The following is a 16825-nucleotide window of genomic DNA, read 5'->3' as shown; positions in this document are numbered from 1 at the left end:
CTGCACCCGGAGCATCTCGACGGGACGGCAATGGCGGCTCAGGGCTCAAATTGCCCAAACGGATACTGCACAAAAGAAGGCAGGTGCTCGTCTGCGGTCTACGCAATGAACCGATATCTGTTCTTGGCTTCATGCAGCTTGTTTGCGGCGCGCTCAGGATTAGCCTTTACGCTCTCTGCGAGCCTGCCTCCAACACTATCCATGAAATTGCTCAACTCACTTTCCTGAGTATCTTCCAGCGCGGCCAGCGTGATCCCAAGGCCAGCAATTTGCGCCGATATCAACCTAATTTGCTCGGCGCGATGTACGTGCTTAATTTTGGTTGCGTCGATGTGGCTGCGCATTTCCTGCAAGTCATCCTCCGACGATCCAGCAACCAAGTCCCAAATTTCATGATTGGACCATCGGGCGCGATTACTGTCATCAGGATCAGGCTCACAGTAGCGTATCTTCTGCAAGGCCTCGGAAATGACATCGCCGAACATGGCGTCGAATTAAGGCCATGTCCTGATCTGCCAACGATCCTTAAGCAAGTCTTTTCCGGCGCGCACCTCAATACGCCACACTCGGCTCTGCGACGCATCTGAGTGGTCCAGTGGCGGCAAATCATCCCGCTCAAGGTTTGCGTTCCAGATATCCCACCAGATCGGTTTTTTCTTATCAATTACTTCGCGACGCTTGTCATAAATGATGACCTGCCGTCCCGGCATTTTGCCGACCGTAACTGATGTAAACTGACCAGATTTACCATTACTGCGCATGTCGTCTTGAGTGGTAAGATAGTCGGCGCGGTTGGTGTGGCTGTGAATAACGAAGTTTTCCGGAACCAGTTCAAACTCTGGTGCCAGAATATCAATACAGAAATCCGCGCGACCGATGCTGACTTGGTGCGATTCAAACCGGATTCCCAGCCTTGCTAGGATCTTATCAATATAGGACCGCGCGTACCCGAGGCCGTGCGTCGCCAGCAGTGTTGAACCAACCGACACCCGAATGCCCCACGGGTCCCGCGCATTTGGCTTCTTGAAGAACCAAGTGACGTCCAGAGGCCCGCCTTTGAGGATAAAGCGATATCCGTTGCCACCGTGGGGCAACAAATCAAATTCCGCGCCGCCATAGTTGAAGGGAACCGGATGCCGTTCTTCCTCGGCTCTCTCACGTTCTGTGCTCAACAAATCGAAAAGCTCCTGAGAGATATTTGCTTGAATAGAAAGTGCGATAGTGTCGAATCCACGATGAACAACTTGCATTATTGGGGTTCCTTGGGTTCCGGTATTTCCAGAGGGGGGTGCTACAATCACCCCCCTCTTTCGGCGAATGCCGCGCGATCTGGTTGAGGTTGGGAAAAGGGACGGGCGCTACGCGCCCTTCGATAGTGCCTCCGGCGGGGCAGCTATTGTTTTGGGGCCGGGCTGGACGCCCGGCGGATATCATTGGCTGGCTGCTGCTGCTTGCTTGCGTGAAATCCAGTTTTCTGCACGTTCCGCGCATTTGGCAACGTTGAGCAGGTCATTATGAGAAAAGGCGCTGGTGGTGCGCCAATCGCCCTCTGCGGTCTTGTAGGACCGCGAGATGTCGACGGAAAAGAAGCCGTCATTGTCCCAGATTGTCGCGGTGATGAGCCCGATTTTGAATTTGAACGCGGGTTGCTGTGTCATGGTGAACTCCTTGTTTGAACCGTTTGGCAGGCACAGAAAGGGCACGAGGTGGCGACACCCCGCGCCCCTGAGAGCCATCCGGCCCCAAAATCCCGCTCAGCGCTGCCAACTCTGAGCGGGCAAAACTCGAATATCAGGAAGGTGCGGCGCTGGTATTGGCGACCCGCTTTTCAGCAATCCATCTTTGCAGATCGCCACGCGTGTAGCGGACAGAGCGGCCAGACACTTTGATGAAGAGCGGTCCACCACCACGCACACGCCAGTTTTGCAAAGCGCGGACTGAATAGCACAGATAGTCTGCAGCCGCTTTCTCATCGATCAGGTGATCAAAGTAGTCTGGGTTAGATTGTGTGTGCATCTTGGCCTCACTGTTTTGAATTTCGTTAAAGGCAGATTGCAGCGTTCTCGAATCAATCGGTAACATCTCATAGGTTTCAAATTCGATCCTATGTGATGTGAAAGTTTAGGTGTCTTTTAGGGCGCGATTAATACGGTTGCCGAGTGCGACAGGTGTGCCGTAGCTCTTCGGTGCGTAGGTATCCAGAATGGCTTTAGCCATGTTGAAGAATTTACCGCCAAACTCGTCTTTCGATGTCTCGTCTCGATAGCAATGTGAGGCAGCGGAGTGGTCGGTTTCCGTTTCATAGAGCGCAGCCAAGTCAATCAACAGCTGGTCAAGCGCAGGGTTGGCGCTGCCTTTCTTAGCGCCTTTGGTTTCGTCCAATAAGTCCAACTCGGCACGGGACGCTTCAACGATTTTGCTTGCCGCTGATTGCGCACGGTCCAAGCTTTTATCATCTTCCGGAAGCGGTTGTTCGAGGTCAAAAGCACCGAAACTCTGCCATCTGTCGTCCAATGCTTGGGAATCTAAGACACTCTCAAGAGATTGCCTGACTTCGGGATGCAAAGCACTCAAGGCAGCCAGAAAGCCCCGTGCTTTGTCATGCAGAGTGGTTAGTTGCTTACGCCGCTCAATGCGCATCACTTTAGGCGCGTTTGTGAGATAACTTTGATATCGTGTCAGGATGTGAACAAGCCGTTCTCGGTAAAGAGCCTCGTCTCGCCCCGCCTCGATAAGATTGCGCATCCTGTCTACCAGTTCACCGGATAGGTTGCGGTCTATTTCTTCCCGCAAGGTCAGACCGCCCTCAATATCTTCTGCCACAATCTCAGCTCCGCGCATGGCTTATTGCTCAGTGTGATTCGTATACGTAGAAACGCCACTTGGGAATGCCGAGAACATTCAAAGAGGCAGCGCCAATCTTTCTCTATGTATATATTACGTAGGGAGTATCGCCCTTTAGTTACTTAACAAATTAGCGCCTACATAGGGCCTATGTAACGTATAAGTAACTAGGTAGCTACTGGACGACCCGCAAAGCGGTGACCCGTTCATCCTTGCGCACGGCACGTGCCAGACGGGCGGCAACCGACCCCGCTGCGCGCTGAACAGCATCATCGGCGAGGTGCGCATAACGCAAAGTTGTTGTCAGGTTCTTATGGCCCATAATCTCTTTTAGCGTGAACGGGTCGATCCCGTCTTTCATGGCGACGGAGGCATAGGTGTGCCGTAAGTCGTGAATGCGGACATCTTCCAAACCCGCCGCCTTACGTATACGCCGCCATGGCTTTTGCAGATTGTTGAGTGGTCCAGTATCGGACTCGCCTAATATTACGTAGGGGTTCCCCGGCAGACGGGGAAGGTCCATCAGGATGTCATAAGCTTCCCTTGGTAGAGGAATGCGACGACGCCCGGTCTTGCTGTCAGGCAGTTCCAGATGGTGCGAGGTTACATAGTCCCAGCGCAGCGTCAGAATCTCGCTCAGACGGCATCCGGTGTAGATCAGCAGCAGGAGTGCCGAGACTACGTAAACGGTCTCTGTACCCTCTTCCAGCGCTTCCGCCAGCACTTCACCAAGCCGTATCTGTTCCTCGTCTAACAGGTAACGCTTCTTTTCTTCTTCTCGGAACTTCTTGATCCGGCGCGCGGGGTTCGATCCGGGTTGCCGCAATCCCCAATCCTCAGCCATATTGAACAGCTTTGATAACATCGCTGCCGCCCGGTTGGCCTGATAGGGGGTTTCCCGCAGCCCGTGGTGAAACGCCACCACATCGGCGCGGGTTACCTCGGCAATCGGGATGGGGCCAAGTTTGGGACGGATGAACCGGCGAATGACACTGTGATAGTCGCGCGCGGTGGTCGGCTTGCAATGCTGGTCGACATATTCCTCTAGGAACCGATCACAGAGGCCCGCCACGGTTGGTGCGCGCCGTTTGGCTTGTTTTTCAGCGGAGGGGTCCGATCCGCGCGCCACGTCGCCCAGAAGCTGCTTCGCCTGCGTCCGCGCTTCCTCGGCGGTCAGAACGCCATGTTGGCCGATGGTGATCCGTCTCGTCCGACGTCCGGCCCGGTACTGAACCAGATAGGTCTTCTTGCCAGACGGATAGACCCGCAGCCCAAAGCCGCGCATGTCTCGGTCCCAGACAAGGTACTCCTTGGCCTCAATTGAAAGCCCCTCAACTGCGCGTTTGGTCAGTTTGAACATATCCAGAACACTCCTTGCTTCCGGCCTGCTTCCGGAAGCTATACGGAAGCAAATGGCGGCGAATTCTGGAGTAAGTCATGAATTCAAGGCGCAGCGACGGTCAACTTAAATTACTGTTTTTGCTTCATTTTTGTCAGTGTGGCGAAATCTGGAGAAATACAGAGAAATGGCTCTGGCCGTTCTTTTAATCAGTGGGTCGCAGGTTCGAATCCTGCACGGCTCACCACTTTTTAGATGAAACAAAGACTTGTCGTGGTGCGAAAATTGAAGTTGCCACAAGGTCTGTTTGTGTCCGCCTTCTGGCTGTAAATCAACGGGTCTAGAACCTGCAACCTCAACGCCGGGCAAAGACTTTGCGCAAACCATGCGAAAATCAAAGGTACCCGATCCGGGAATGCGGATATTATGTACCTGACGCGAATCAATTAAAAACTCTCAAAAAGAACTAGAGTGTTTGCGGAGATATTAGTTGAGCGGAATTCTGATCGCAATTCCTTTGGTTGTGCTTCGAGCTTCAAATTACTATTTTCATTGCCTTTTTTAGAAACCTGCCATCTCTTGACACAGAAAAGAATTCTCGAACACAATTAAGTAATTGGGAAAGGGGGGTTGTGGTATTTGGGGCTTTTTTGCCCCCGTTCCCTCTTTGCTTTGGCGTATTTAAGGGGGGCAAAATGACTTTTCAGTATTTCGACACCAATCAGGGCTTTTATCGGGTTGGGCGATTTCGGGACTTTGATCTGACTGCGCTGTCAACTTCCGGCGCTACTTTTGAATTCGACACCGTAGCAAATACCTACGATCCAACGCGGGATGCCTTTACAATAAATTTCGGGTTTAGCGGCGCCGTTGAAACAGAGGTTTTAACAGGTCCTGATTCAGGCGGATCGTCATTGCTTGATGGTGGGTATGTGTTCACCTCAGGCGTAATCGATTCAATTACATATCTTGATGATCTGGGGAATACGATCGCCCAAATTACAGATATTGATTATCGGCTTCCACTGTTCAACTTCTACTACAATGTCGAACCAAGACTTTGGGGGTTGTATGATGCGCTGATCGCGGGAGGGATGAATTTCCGGGGATCGAGCGTCTATGACGATGTAACAACCGGAATAGGGTCGGATGACGTAAGAACACGCGGCGGAGATGATTATATCTCTGATCGAGGTGGAAAAGATTATTATGACGGTGGCAGTGGTTTTGACACATTAACTTATGATGCCGCATTCTGGAATCCTAACCAGGCCTATCGCGGTATCAGCGTGAATTTGAGCGCGAAGAAGAACAAAGATTACGTGAAGGGATATGATGGGAAAAAGGACGCAGTAAAGAATATCGAGTTTTTTCGGGGTACCTTCCGAGACGATGAATTTGTCGGAGATGGTGCGGACAACGTATTTATCGGACTCCAAGGGCGTGATTATTTTCACGGCAAGGGCGGATATGACATTCTCCGTTATGATCGGGGCGACCGTTTCGGCGCAAACGACGGTGTAATTATTGACGTTGAAAATAGATTGGTGCGTGACGGATCGGGCGATTACGACAGTTTCAGAAGTATAGAGGGTTTTCGCGGATCCAATTTTTCAGACACGTTTATGAATACCGGGGGCAAGAGCAATGTGTTCTTCGACGGTCGTGATGGCGATGACGAGTTCATTTTCGTAAATGGCAGTGGTTACATCAGGGGCGGCGACGGGAACGACGCATTCCGTTTCTCTGGCAAAGATTTTTTCTACACCATCGATGAATTTGTATTCGGCGAGGATTCAATTGAAGTTGACGAATACGCATCGGGTGATTGGACAGTCGGTTCTTCTGGAGATGGCGACGCCTTGCTGATCTTCGAGGATGGTTTGGGAAACAGTGCAGAGATCGAATTCGACGGCATGTCCGAGGCCGATCTTTCAACAGAGATCAGCAACAACGGCATTGGTTCGATCGTGACGTTCAGTAGCCCGGGCAGCATCACGTATACCGGGTTGCAAGACAATGAGGGGGGTGCCTCAGCGGGTCGGTTTACGCCCAACGTGCGATGGTTTGACGGCAACCAAGGCTTTCATCGCTACACAGACTTTAGCGAAGCGATCCTTGATGACATCGGCTACATGCCCGAGATTGATCAGGAAGGTATTCGCTTTGTCCATGACAGCGGTAGCTTTGGTTATGATCGCACCCGAAATTGGGACACTGCGGTTTTGGGCATCGAAGATGCGGAATGGCATAGCTATGAAACCGGTTCGGCAACAACCCGCGGTGGTTGGTTCGACTCCGGCACATATTCTGGTGGCTATATCACTTCCATTACCTTCTACAATGATTATGGCTTCAAGCTGATGGAAGCGACGAACCTAAGGGTCGATCTGGCCTGGTTCGCCGGGTACTACGCCGAAGAGCCGGACCTTTGGGAGTTGTGGAGGGCCGTGACCGCCTATGACGGTGTCTATTATGGATCGAATTTCGCCGGAGGTCCGGACACTGACTGGTCAGGGGATGATTTGAAGTCAGGTGCTGGCGATGACCTCGTGAAGGCTCTGGCTGGTGATGACTATATTTCCGACCTTGGCGGGAAAGACCGGTATGACGGCGGTTCGGGTTTTGATGTCGTCAGTTACCGAGAAACATTTTGGAACCCTGAATTGCTGGAAAGAGGCATTCGCGTCGATCTGGGGGCAAAGAAGAACAAGGATTACGTAAGAGGCCCTGATGGCGAAACGGACCGATTGGTGAAAATCGAAGGCGTTGAAGGTACCATGCTCCGTGACGTCATGTACGGAGGAGATGAAGACAACTATTTCATCGGGTTTGCTGGCAACGACTATTTTAACGGCCGCAAAGGACGTGACGAGGTTAGCTATCACAATGATGACGATCTTGGCGGCACTTCGGGAATCGTCGCAAGAATGCAATCCGGCACCGTGACAGATGGCTTCGGAAGCGTTGATACTCTTGTGAGCATCGAACGCCTGCGCGGGACGGATTATGACGATGACTATATCGACCGCAGCTCAAAGAGTGACTATTTCCGAGCAGGCGCGGGGAATGATACAATGGTGTTCCGTGGAGGCAATGATGTTGCGCGTCTCGACAACGATGGTGACGTCGACACAATCATCTTCCGTGGTGACGCGTTTGATGACAATGAAATCAGGGGCTTCGACGATGGGATAGACCTGATCCAGATTGAAAATGCACCAAGTTTCGCAGACCTGACGCTGACAGTGATTGACGGTGATACACTGGTCGAGTGGAATGGCAATTCCATTCTGGTTGAAGGAGTTATCCTCGATAACACCGACTTCATCTAAATGCAGATCAGGCTCTGGGGCTGGTTGCCGTCAATGCGACGGGCTGAGAAGTAGACACTGGAACAATGGTCACAGCGTGTCGCAATGCACTTCTGACCCCAGAGCCTGCCACGCACGATACAGATGCGGAGTATCCCTTGTGTCTGCCCGGATCGATTGTGACCGTGCGCCCGCGTGTCACGATGGGGGAATAGCGAACGGGGAATTCTAACAGCAAAGTTTAATCTATCAGACACATTCCGGACATCTCATCACGCTACCAAGCTGGCACGGCGCGTCTGGAATATGTCTGATGATTTCCTGAGGGGGTACGAGTTTGGCGCGCCGTACCATCGGGGTTCTGGGGGGACGGTTTTGCCTACAGGGAACTCCTCAGGGTTCGACTGATGATCGGCAGGAACGTCTTTGGTATGCTTGGTTTAGTCGAATATATAGCAAGCCATGCAAGGATAGTGGCCGCGGTCAGATTCCGGCGGGCGATCCTTGCAAAAACCTCAATTCAGAATCTGTATCGTGTCCGTTTGCACCATGCAGACGGGTCGATTCCATTTCGGGGGCCGGGCGCATCGTAGCGATCAGTTCGGCCACCTTGATGCCGAATTTGCGCATCTCGGACCGGTTCATGATCGCCCCGTTCTCGGTCAGGTACATCCAGTCGGTCACATCCAAGGTGTGGCCCCCGGCGTCCTCGGGCAGGATGATCCGATAGGTCAGTTTCACGGTCGCGCCCGAGATCATGCCCTTGCCTTCGCCTACAATGTCGTCGGCCATTGCGATGAAGCTGTTACCGGTATCCAATGTCAGATACCACTTGCGGCTCATTTGTTTGCCGTTGGAATAGGTGAAATACTCGGTCAGCGTACCGGTATTTCCGTTCCACTCGCCTACCATACGCGCGACAAAGCTGTTCGACATCTTACCGCCGGGGCCATAGATCAGACCCTCTGACAGAAGCTCTCCGTTCAGATTGTCTTGCAGCGAAAATTCAGGCCCGGTCCCACTGTAGTCGTCGGGCGATTGCGATCGGAAGCTGAAGAACCGGGTTTTCGCAACCAGCAGAGCAAAAAGAGCAAGCAGACAGATCAGAAGCATTTTCATTTGGCAGAGACCTCGGTCGGCAGCGTCAGAACCATGCCAAACGCTCCGAGTTTCAGGATGCAGGGCAACACCGCATAGGCGAGGGTGAGCGTATTCAACGCCTCGGCTGAATTGGCCTGTCCCGGTGTGAATCCGCTGCGTTCCAACAACGGCAGGGTGAAGAAAGCAGCCAGAGCGAGCCCCAGCTTGCCCGCGAAAGACCAGATGCCGAACGCGGCCGAGGCGTTCAGCCCGGCCCGGGTCAGAACGACCGAAAACATGGCAGGCAACACAACCATATCCGCCCCGAGGGCTGCACCCGAGGTAAGGCAGATGATGGCGAAACCGGCCAGATCTCCGGGTGCCAGAAGGGCGGCTCCGACAAAGCCGAGAATGGCCAGCGGCATGGCGATAATCAGAGTCTGTTTCGGGCCGATTCGATTGCTAAGCTTTGCCCAGAACGGCACACTTACTCCGGCACTGAGGAAGAACAGGATCAGCAGAGGTCCGGCTTTGCCAGGCAGTTGCAGCCGGTCCTCGACAAAGAATAGAAACAGGGTCGAGGTGATGGCGACGGGAAGGCTGTTGACCAATGCCAGCGCAAGCAGGCGCAGCGCGCCAGCCTGACCAAGCCCGGCAATGGACAGGCCGTGCCCGGTAATCGGTGCACGTCGCCACATCGGCAATGTCACGGCCAACGTCACCACGGACAAAATGCCCAGGAACAATCCAAAAGCCGGATATCCCTGTGCCCCGCTGCCAAGGGCCACGAACAAGGCAGGCGCGGCGGCAGCGATGACGACACCGGTCAGCTGCCCTCCCTCCCGGAAAGCGGCCAAAGTCATCAGCTCTTTCGGATTGGTCTGTTTGGCGAGCGTCGCACTGCGGCCATACAGCAGGATTGTCCCGAGGCTGTAGGCCGAGAATAACAGGAGCAGTATAGATACTAATACGGCGATACTGGCTCCGTCTGGTAGGCCGAACAGCAAGGGAAACCCGATTGCAAGACCCAGCGCGGCAGCAGCGGCAAACAGAACCTGCGCGCCGGGCCAGCGGTCAATCGCCCATCCAATCAGCGGATCCTGCACCAGATCGATCAATCGGATCACCAGTAGCACGGTGCCGATTGCACCCAGCCCGATGCCCAGATTAACGGCAGCAAAACGCGGCAGGTGGATGTAAAGCGGGATTCCCGCCGCAGCAAGCATCAGCGCATAGAGGCTGACACGCGGATACAGCATCACTGCCCTTTCAGCGCCCGCGTGAACGCGGCGGACTGGGTGTTTTCACCCAGAAAGATCGACATGAAGCTGCGTTTGATGCCCGGATATGACATCGTGCAGACTTTCTGGCCGTTCAGCCAGAACCCGACCCGGTTCGGACCCTGCGAAATCGCGAGATAACGATCGCCCTTGCTGACGGCACCGAAGCAGACCTCTAACTGATCGCGAACAGGGGACGCCTGTCCGATCCGTTTCATCTCATCGAGAGTCGAATTCACCAACGCTTTTTTGGACAGGTTTCGGCGATAGCGAAGCTCGAGCCCAAAGTCTTTCGCCCAGTTCAAGGGCGCGCCGTCTTGGGTGAAAAGCTGTGCGTCATAAATCGGGACACCCAAATAACGGAAGGTTGCCGTGCCGCGCAGCTCGGCATCGTTAAGAACGCCAAAAACAGGTGACGCCGCCAATCCCGCCGGGGTCAGTAGCGCCAGCGACATCAAAGCCGCGCCAAGGTTAAGCCGAGACAGGAACGGCCGGTTCATTCTCAGAAATACCATTGTCAGCTCCAATAATCTGCGGGAGGCCGGTGATGCGTTCGACAACATGCATTGCGCTGGCAATCCCGTCTTCGTGAAATCCATGCCGGTTATACGCACCAGCAAACCAGGTTCGGTTCTGTCCCTGCATCGCGCGGATTTGCCCTTGCGCACGCAAGGCAGCTTTGTCGAACACCGGATGGGCGAATTCGACCTGATCATAGATTTTGTCTGCCGGGATTTCCGATGCAGCGTTCAGCGTCACGAACAGCGGGTCGTTGTCGGGGATGTTTTGAAGTCGGTTCATCCAATATGTGACCCCAACATTGCCCTTTTGCGACCGGTAGGTCCAACTGGACCAGCAGGCGCGCCGCCGGGGCATCTGGTTGGGATCGCAATGAAGGATGGCTGTGTTCGGTTGATATCTGATCGCGCCGAGCGCGGCTTTTTCATCTTTGGTCGCGGCATCGCCGAGAATTGCGAGGGACTGATCGGAATGGGTGGCCAGAATGATCTCGTCATACAGAGCAGCCTCGCCACCCTCATGGACGGTCACACCCAGATCATGCCGTTCGATCCGCTGCACAGGCGCGGCCAGACGGATGTCGGCACCGCGCGCACGCAACACAGCTTCGATCCGGCGGACATATTCGATACTGCCGCCTTTCACGGTGTACCACTGGTGCTGATTGGCACGACCCGAGGCCAGCAGCGCGTGATTGCGGAAAAACTGCACCAGCGAGCGGGCAGGGAACTGATCGACGAACTCGACCGGCGTTGACCAGATCGCGCCGCACATGGGCATTAGGTAGTTGTGCCGGAACCAATGGCCAAGGCGCAGTTGATCCACCAACTCTCCGATTGTGGTGTCATCGTCCTGTGCGGCCTCGGGGGCCTCTTTGCCAAAGCGTAGAATGTCGGCGATCATCTTGTAATAGGCTGGACGGGCCAGATTGCGTTTCTGCGCCGTCAGCGTGCGCAGATTGTTAAGACCGTATTCGATGCGGCCATTGTCGATGGTGGCGCCAAAGCTCATCTCGGATTTCGTGACCGGCACGTTCAACTCGTCGAACAAGCGTGTCAGATACGGGTATGTGGCATAGTTGAAAACGATGAACCCGGTATCGACCGGCTGGTCACCATTGCGGCCCGCCATCACCGTGCGGGCGTGACCGCCCAGGCGCGGCTCGGCCTCGAACACGGTGATATCGTGGTTTTCGGAAAGGTAATAAGCTGCGGAGAGACCTGAAATGCCCGCGCCTATGACTGCGATTTTCTTGCGTACGCCCCGGGTTTCGTCGAACATTCCATCCTCGTTATTCGGCTTTTACAATAAGATACGCAGGATATGGGGCAGTGGATCAATTGGATCAGAAGTTTTTTTTGCAGTCGCACCAGCTTGTGATGTTCGGTGACCTGATGCACCGTAACGCCGGGACTGCGTGATCCAACATCGCCACCGGGTCGTACACCTCCCAACAGAGCATGAATGGCGCGGATATGAGCAGCTTCAGCGGAAAAACCTATTGGATCATTGGCGCCAGCGAAGGGCTGGGCCGCGTCTTGGCCGAAATGCTGAGCCGCGAAGGCGCGCATCTGGTCCTGTCCGCCCGCAACGCCGGGCGGTTGGCCGAGATTTGCAGCACGCTGCCCAATGCCCGCGCTGTGCCGATGGATGTGACGGATCTCGACACCGTGCGCCGTGCCGTGGCCGAGGTCGGAGCCGTCGATGCGCTGGTCTACAATGCCGGGGCTTATGAGCCGATCCGTACCGCGGATTGGGATACCGAGGCCTCATTGGCCATCAGCGACGTCAATTATTCCGGCGCGCTGCGGGTGTTGGGGGAAACGGTGCCCGAATTTGTGCGCAAAGGTCGCGGGGATATCACCCTGATCGGATCGCTATCCGGGTATCACGGCCTGCCCAACGCTATTTCTTATGGGGCCAGCAAGGCGGCCCTGATCTCACTGGCGGAAACCATGCGGCACGATCTGGCGGGGTCCGGTGTGACGGTGCGCATCGTCAATCCGGGCTTTATCAAGACCCGGCTGACCGACAAGAACAGTTTCAGGATGCCCATGCTGATGACGCCCGAGGACGCGGCCGACCGTGTCCTTCGCGCCATGTCACGCCGCCGCTTCCGCACCGATTTCCCCGCGCCCTTTTCATGGGTGATACGTCTGATCGATTATTTGCCGGATGTTCTGATCTATCGCGGGAAATGACCTCAGCCGCAGGTGAGGCGTTGGACAATGCCCGCGCCGTTCACATACACATTCAGCCGGTCAATCCGGTAATCCTGCGTTGCAATATCGTCCGGGCCCAGAACGCGCGACCGCTCGGGCAGTTGCGCCTGAATGGCCGAGACCGGCTGACCGACCGCATCGGCAAACGGCTCACCTTCGCAAAAGGCCAGATCAACCGGAGGCGTGTCGGCCAGCGGGGCAGGGTCCGCAATCTCGGTGGTCTCGGCACAGGCGGCCAGAAGACACAGGATGGGAATAAATCGGTGCATTGGCGTTCCTCTTTCCGTCAATGTCGTTTCTGAAATATCAAAGCTTTAGCCACCCTGTCATGAAAGCGCAGTTGAAAACACCCTGCAATTGACGCAGGGTCGGGGCGAATTAGACAGGGAGACAAGCACCATGCGTACCCGTGCCGCCGTTGCCGTTCAGGCAGGCAAACCTTTGGAAGTGATGGACGTGAATCTGGAAGGCCCCAAAGCGGGTGAGGTTCTGGTCGAGATCAAGGCAACCGGCATTTGCCACACCGACGAATTCACCCTGTCGGGTGCTGACCCCGAGGGGCTGTTTCCCGCCATTCTGGGCCACGAAGGCGCGGGCGTGGTGGTCGAGGTCGGCCCCGGCGTCACCAGCCTGAAGCCCGGTGATCACGTGATCCCGCTTTATACCCCCGAGTGTCGCGAGTGCGAATATTGCCTGCATCCCAAGACCAACCTGTGTCAGGCGATCCGCTCGACGCAGGGACAGGGCCTGATGCCCGACGGGACCTCCCGTTTCTCGACCTTGGATGGTGATCCGATCCTGCACTACATGGGGTGTTCGACCTTCTCGAACCACACGGTTCTGCCGGAAATCGCGCTGGCCAAAGTGCGTGAGGACGCGCCCTTCGACAAGATCTGCTATATCGGCTGCGGTGTGACCACCGGTATCGGCGCAGTGATCAACACAGCCAAGGTGGAAATCGGCAGCCGCGCCATCGTGTTCGGTCTGGGTGGTATCGGTCTGAACGTTATTCAGGGCCTGCGTCTGGCCGGGGCTGATCAAATCGTCGGTGTTGACCTGAACCCGTCAAAGGTGGAGATGGCCACCAAATTCGGCATGACCGATTTCGTGAATCCGAATGAGGTCGAAGGCGATCTGGTGCCTTATCTGGTTGATCTGACCAAGGGCGGCGGGGATTACACCTTTGACGCCACCGGCAACGTGGGCGTGATGCGCGCGGCGCTGGAATCAGCGCATAAAGGTTGGGGCGAGTCGATCATCATCGGCGTGGCGCCCGCGGGGGCCGAAATCTCGACACGTCCGTTCCAACTGGTTACCGGTCGTTCGTGGCGCGGCACCGCCTTCGGTGGCGCACGCGGCCGGACCGATGTGCCGACGATCGTTGACTGGTACATGGAAGGCAAGATCGAGATCGACCCGATGATCACCCACACCATGGGGCTGAACGACATCAATCACGGTTTCGACCTGATGCACAAAGGCGAAAGCATCCGCTCGGTGGTTGTGTACTGAGACCCTAAATCGGAAGAAACAATTTGTACGGCGCGCTAACCGGCGCGCCATTTGCGTTTGATCACTTCCCCGGGCGTGATGCCCCGGTATCTGACCGGGGCGATCGGACCCGCAGAACCGGGGTATTCGCGGATGTCGTGTTTACCCGGCTTTCGCGCCAGACCACAAAAACGCCCGAGGCGATGATGATGCTGGCCCCGACCGCGACCCAGATATCCGGATGCTCACCAAAGAAGATCACTCCGAAGATCGTGGCCCAGATGATCTGGCTGTACTGGCTTGGGGCGATCACGCCAGCAGGCGCAGCGCGGTATGCGAGGATGATCAGATGTTGTGCGATCACCGATAGCACACCCACCAGCGCCATCATCGCCAGATGCAGCAGGGACGGCGCCTGATAGACCACTGGCTGCGCAAGGCTCATGACCACAATGGCCAACAGCATCGGATAGAGGATCAGAACGGCCGAACGTTCCTCATTGCCGATCTTTCGCACCAGAACCGAGGCGAAGGCGCTGCAAAATGCGGCCATCAGCGCGGCCATATGGCCCAAGGTAATCTCGGTCGCGCCCGGGCGCAGGACTATCAGTACGCCGATCAGGCCCACTCCGACCGCAGCCCAGCGTTGGGCGCGGACAACTTCGCCCAATACCGGGATCGACAGAACCGTCACGATCAGCGGAAAGGAAAACAGCAGCGAGTAAACCTCGGCCAGTGGCAGAACCGAGAATGCGTAGAATGCGCAAGACATTGCGGTGATCATCAGCGCCGAGCGCAACAGGATCAGCCAGGGGTGGCGCGGGACAAAGTTGCCGGTGGTCCGGTCGGCCAGAATCGTGACGGCCATGGGCACAAAAGAAAACAGCGTGGCGAAGAAGATGATCTGCAGCACCGAATAGGTGCCGCCCAGCACTTTGATCAGCACGTCATGGGAGGCAAAGATCGCAAATCCCAGAAATGCAAACCCTAACCCGCGCAGGGTGGTGTCTTGAGCGCTCATGTCAGCGGCCTCGATGAGTTTGGGGTGTTGCGGACTGCTTAGACCCAAAAAGCAGGCACGAATAGAGTAAATTTTACCGCTAACATTTTTGATCAGCAGGGTTGCAGCATTTGCAATGCGCAGGAAACGGGTCGAAGGCGGGACCCGGCAGAAGCATGATCGGTTCAATGCAAGGAGACTTATTATGCAAAAAATCACTGCGCTTCCGACAGATCAGGTTGAGGCCTACCGCAATGGTGCGCCGGACGCCTATGGCAACCCGCCCGAGCAAGCGATCTCAGATGGCGGAGGGAACCCATGTCGCCATTGCCTGGCTTACATACCAAAAGGCAAAGAGATGCTGGTACTGGCGCACCGGCCCTTTCCCCAAGCGCAACCCTATGCCGAAACCGGGCCGATTTTCCTGTGCGCAGAGTCTTGCAGGCGTCACGACGCGGCTGCGGTACTGCCCGAAGCGCTGACCACCTCGCCCAACTACCTGATCAAGGGATACGGGGCAGATGACCGGATCGTCTACGGCACCGGGATCATCACGCCGCAGGCGAAGTTGCAGGACGCGGCCAAGGCGATCTTTGCCCGCGCGGATGTGTCTTATATCCACATCCGATCGGCGTTGAACAATTGCTATCAGGCGCGGATTGATCGGGCTTAAAGCTTGACGCGGTGCAGGCCACGGCGCGGCTGATCTGGGTCGTCCGGGGGCAGACCGTCGGACCGGCTTGAAGTCAGGGCAAGGAAGACGTCTTCAAGGTCGGCTTCCTCGGTGCGGACGTCGCGGATGCGGATGCCAGCGGCGCGGACGGCTTCCAGAACCTGCTCAGCGCTGGTTTTGTTGCTGTGGTATTGCAGCACCAGATCACCGTCGTCCCGCAACGAAGCAGCGACATTCTCGGTCGCGGGCAGGTTTTGGACCGGGCTGTCGGGCACAATCACCATAGTGCGGCTGTCCATGCGGCCCAGCAGGTTGGCGGTGCTGTCCTGCGCCACCTTCTCACCCTGATTGATGATGGCTATCTCGCCACACATTTCCTGCGCTTCTTCCAGATAATGCGTGGTCAGGATGATGGTCATACCCTGTTCGTTCAGCCTGCGCACATTGGCCCAGAGCATCTGGCGCAGCTCAATGTCCACGCCCGCAGTTGGTTCGTCCAGCACCAGAATCTTGGGGTGATGCACCAGCGCCTTCGCCAGCAGCAGCCGACGCCGCATCCCGCCCGAAAGCGTGCGGGCATAGGCCTCGGCCTTGTCGCTGAGGCCCACCAGCTCCAGAATCTCGTCGCTGCGTCGTTCGGCTTTCGGCACGCCGTATAGGCCAGCCTGAACCTCCAGTGCGCCGCGCGGGGTAAAGAAAGGGTCTAGGTTCAGCTCTTGTGGCATCACACCGATGGCAGCGCGTGACTGGCGCGGGTTGCGGTCCTGATCGAAACCCCAGATCGATACGGCACCCGCCGATTTCACCACCAGACCCGCAAGGATGTTGATCAGGGTCGATTTGCCGGCTCCGTTCGGCCCCAGCAATCCAAAGACCGAACCACGCGGGATCGTCAGGTCGATCCCCTTCAGCGCCTGTTTCTCAGGCTGGCCCTTGCCGCCGCGATAGGTCTTGCGCAGCCCTTCGATCCTGATTGCCGCATCGCTCATGTGGCTCTTGCCCCTGGTTTGCTCATCGCTCATAAACGCACCTAGTACATGCCCGCGAGGCCGACAACCGAAGA

General features: G+C 55.9%; 17 protein-coding genes. 4 read left to right on the top strand and 13 right to left on the bottom strand.

From position 1 onward, the window contains the following. Positions 1-98 precede the first annotated feature (98 nt). The 6 genes from ACR3E4_RS07210 to ACR3E4_RS07185 all read right to left on the bottom strand — a co-directional run bounded on the left by ACR3E4_RS07210 (position 99) and on the right by ACR3E4_RS07185 (position 4204). A complete protein-coding gene (locus ACR3E4_RS07210; RefSeq protein WP_480533620.1) occupies positions 99-485 on the bottom strand; it encodes a hypothetical protein in 387 nt (128 codons plus the stop codon). A gap of 9 nt (positions 486-494) precedes the next feature. Beyond that, positions 495-1250, bottom strand: a complete 756-nt coding sequence (locus ACR3E4_RS07205; RefSeq protein WP_480533618.1) for a hypothetical protein — start codon at positions 1248-1250, stop codon at positions 495-497. Positions 1251-1430: 180 nt separating this feature from the next. After that, the gene (locus ACR3E4_RS07200; protein ID WP_480533616.1) at positions 1431-1658 is read right to left on the bottom strand and encodes a hypothetical protein; all 228 of its coding nucleotides are present in this window, start codon (positions 1656-1658) and stop codon (positions 1431-1433) included. 133 nt (positions 1659-1791) lie between these two features. Then, on the bottom strand, positions 1792-2082 hold the full coding sequence (locus ACR3E4_RS07195; RefSeq protein ID WP_480533614.1) for a helix-turn-helix transcriptional regulator: 291 nt from the start codon (positions 2080-2082) through the stop codon (positions 1792-1794). 39 nt (positions 2083-2121) lie between these two features. Then, positions 2122-2823, bottom strand: coding sequence for a hypothetical protein (locus tag ACR3E4_RS07190; RefSeq protein WP_480533612.1), 702 nt, complete (start codon positions 2821-2823; stop codon positions 2122-2124). 196 nt (positions 2824-3019) lie between these two features. Next, a complete protein-coding gene (locus ACR3E4_RS07185) occupies positions 3020-4204 on the bottom strand; it encodes a tyrosine-type recombinase/integrase (RefSeq protein ID WP_480533610.1) in 1185 nt (394 codons plus the stop codon). A 674-nt stretch (positions 4205-4878) separates the two neighbouring features. Between ACR3E4_RS07185 and ACR3E4_RS07180 the strand changes: the two genes are divergently transcribed. Next, entirely contained in the window at positions 4879-7518 is a 2640-nt protein-coding gene (locus ACR3E4_RS07180; RefSeq protein ID WP_480533608.1) for a hypothetical protein, read from the top strand. A 462-nt stretch (positions 7519-7980) separates the two neighbouring features. Here the strand turns inward: ACR3E4_RS07180 and ACR3E4_RS07175 are convergent, their stop codons facing one another. Genes ACR3E4_RS07175 through ACR3E4_RS07160 form a run of 4 tightly spaced genes read right to left on the bottom strand, consistent with a single transcriptional unit; the run spans position 7981 to position 11657 of the window. After that, positions 7981-8616, bottom strand: a complete 636-nt coding sequence (locus ACR3E4_RS07175) for a DUF3833 family protein (RefSeq protein WP_480533606.1) — start codon at positions 8614-8616, stop codon at positions 7981-7983. After that, on the bottom strand, positions 8613-9836 hold the full coding sequence (locus tag ACR3E4_RS07170) for an MFS transporter (RefSeq protein ID WP_480533604.1): 1224 nt from the start codon (positions 9834-9836) through the stop codon (positions 8613-8615). The genes ACR3E4_RS07175 and ACR3E4_RS07170 overlap by 4 nt, the downstream gene beginning before the upstream one ends. Then, on the bottom strand, positions 9836-10372 hold the full coding sequence (locus tag ACR3E4_RS07165) for a hypothetical protein (protein WP_480533602.1): 537 nt from the start codon (positions 10370-10372) through the stop codon (positions 9836-9838). Before ACR3E4_RS07165 ends, ACR3E4_RS07170 begins: the two co-directional genes overlap by 1 nt. Next, entirely contained in the window at positions 10329-11657 is a 1329-nt protein-coding gene (locus tag ACR3E4_RS07160; protein ID WP_480533600.1) for an NAD(P)/FAD-dependent oxidoreductase, read from the bottom strand. Before ACR3E4_RS07160 ends, ACR3E4_RS07165 begins: the two co-directional genes overlap by 44 nt. A 194-nt stretch (positions 11658-11851) precedes the next feature. On the opposite strand from ACR3E4_RS07160, the gene ACR3E4_RS07155 reads away from it, so the two are divergent. Further along, on the top strand, positions 11852-12577 hold the full coding sequence (locus tag ACR3E4_RS07155; RefSeq protein ID WP_480533598.1) for an SDR family NAD(P)-dependent oxidoreductase: 726 nt from the start codon (positions 11852-11854) through the stop codon (positions 12575-12577). Positions 12578-12579: 2 nt separating this feature from the next. On the opposite strand, the gene ACR3E4_RS07150 is transcribed toward ACR3E4_RS07155, so the two are convergent. Beyond that, entirely contained in the window at positions 12580-12867 is a 288-nt protein-coding gene (locus ACR3E4_RS07150) for an I78 family peptidase inhibitor (protein WP_480533596.1), read from the bottom strand. Positions 12868-12997: 130 nt separating this feature from the next. Here ACR3E4_RS07150 and ACR3E4_RS07145 point away from each other — a divergent pair, with 130 nt between their 5' ends. Beyond that, positions 12998-14110: an S-(hydroxymethyl)glutathione dehydrogenase/class III alcohol dehydrogenase gene (locus ACR3E4_RS07145; protein WP_480533594.1), complete on the top strand. Its 1113-nt coding sequence runs from the start codon at positions 12998-13000 to the stop codon at positions 14108-14110. Between the two features lie 61 nt (positions 14111-14171). Here the strand turns inward: ACR3E4_RS07145 and ACR3E4_RS07140 are convergent, their stop codons facing one another. Beyond that, on the bottom strand, positions 14172-15110 hold the full coding sequence (locus ACR3E4_RS07140) for a DMT family transporter (RefSeq protein ID WP_480533592.1): 939 nt from the start codon (positions 15108-15110) through the stop codon (positions 14172-14174). A gap of 184 nt (positions 15111-15294) precedes the next feature. On the opposite strand from ACR3E4_RS07140, the gene ACR3E4_RS07135 reads away from it, so the two are divergent. After that, positions 15295-15762 carry a DUF1203 domain-containing protein gene (locus tag ACR3E4_RS07135; protein ID WP_480533590.1) on the top strand — a complete coding sequence of 156 codons (468 nt, stop codon included), beginning with the start codon at positions 15295-15297 and terminating at the stop codon, positions 15760-15762. Here ACR3E4_RS07135 and ACR3E4_RS07130 read toward each other — a convergent pair. Continuing rightward, positions 15759-16751 (bottom strand): ABC transporter ATP-binding protein, encoded by a 993-nt coding sequence (locus ACR3E4_RS07130; RefSeq protein WP_480533782.1) that lies wholly within the window; start codon positions 16749-16751, stop codon positions 15759-15761. The genes ACR3E4_RS07135 and ACR3E4_RS07130 overlap by 4 nt on opposite strands. Positions 16752-16825: the final 74 nt, after the last annotated feature.

It is taken from the genome of Ruegeria sp. AP11, from assembly GCF_056535865.1.
This window is presented reverse-complemented; position numbering and strand designations above follow the sequence as displayed.

What these genes read in the sequence shown, in the direction of transcription:
- ACR3E4_RS07150 (WP_480533596.1), bottom strand. Translation starts at nt 12,867, where the DNA reads ATGCACCGATTTATTCCCATCCTGTGTCTTCTGGCCGCCTGTGCCGAG.
- ACR3E4_RS07160 (WP_480533600.1), bottom strand. Translation starts at nt 11,657, where the DNA reads ATGTTCGACGAAACCCGGGGCGTACGCAAGAAAATCGCAGTCATAGGC.
- ACR3E4_RS07140 (WP_480533592.1), bottom strand. Translation starts at nt 15,110, where the DNA reads ATGAGCGCTCAAGACACCACCCTGCGCGGGTTAGGGTTTGCATTTCTG.
- ACR3E4_RS07185 (WP_480533610.1), bottom strand. Translation starts at nt 4,204, where the DNA reads ATGTTCAAACTGACCAAACGCGCAGTTGAGGGGCTTTCAATTGAGGCC.
- ACR3E4_RS07175 (WP_480533606.1), bottom strand. Translation starts at nt 8,616, where the DNA reads ATGAAAATGCTTCTGATCTGTCTGCTTGCTCTTTTTGCTCTGCTGGTT.
- ACR3E4_RS07155 (WP_480533598.1), top strand. Translation starts at nt 11,852, where the DNA reads ATGAGCAGCTTCAGCGGAAAAACCTATTGGATCATTGGCGCCAGCGAA.
- ACR3E4_RS07195 (WP_480533614.1), bottom strand. Translation starts at nt 2,082, where the DNA reads ATGTTACCGATTGATTCGAGAACGCTGCAATCTGCCTTTAACGAAATT.
- ACR3E4_RS07165 (WP_480533602.1), bottom strand. Translation starts at nt 10,372, where the DNA reads ATGGTATTTCTGAGAATGAACCGGCCGTTCCTGTCTCGGCTTAACCTT.
- ACR3E4_RS07200 (WP_480533616.1), bottom strand. Translation starts at nt 1,658, where the DNA reads ATGACACAGCAACCCGCGTTCAAATTCAAAATCGGGCTCATCACCGCG.
- ACR3E4_RS07210 (WP_480533620.1), bottom strand. Translation starts at nt 485, where the DNA reads ATGTTCGGCGATGTCATTTCCGAGGCCTTGCAGAAGATACGCTACTGT.
- ACR3E4_RS07205 (WP_480533618.1), bottom strand. Translation starts at nt 1,250, where the DNA reads ATGCAAGTTGTTCATCGTGGATTCGACACTATCGCACTTTCTATTCAA.
- ACR3E4_RS07135 (WP_480533590.1), top strand. Translation starts at nt 15,295, where the DNA reads ATGCAAAAAATCACTGCGCTTCCGACAGATCAGGTTGAGGCCTACCGC.
- ACR3E4_RS07170 (WP_480533604.1), bottom strand. Translation starts at nt 9,836, where the DNA reads ATGCTGTATCCGCGTGTCAGCCTCTATGCGCTGATGCTTGCTGCGGCG.
- ACR3E4_RS07130 (WP_480533782.1), bottom strand. Translation starts at nt 16,751, where the DNA reads ATGAGCGATGCGGCAATCAGGATCGAAGGGCTGCGCAAGACCTATCGC.
- ACR3E4_RS07180 (WP_480533608.1), top strand. Translation starts at nt 4,879, where the DNA reads ATGACTTTTCAGTATTTCGACACCAATCAGGGCTTTTATCGGGTTGGG.
- ACR3E4_RS07145 (WP_480533594.1), top strand. Translation starts at nt 12,998, where the DNA reads ATGCGTACCCGTGCCGCCGTTGCCGTTCAGGCAGGCAAACCTTTGGAA.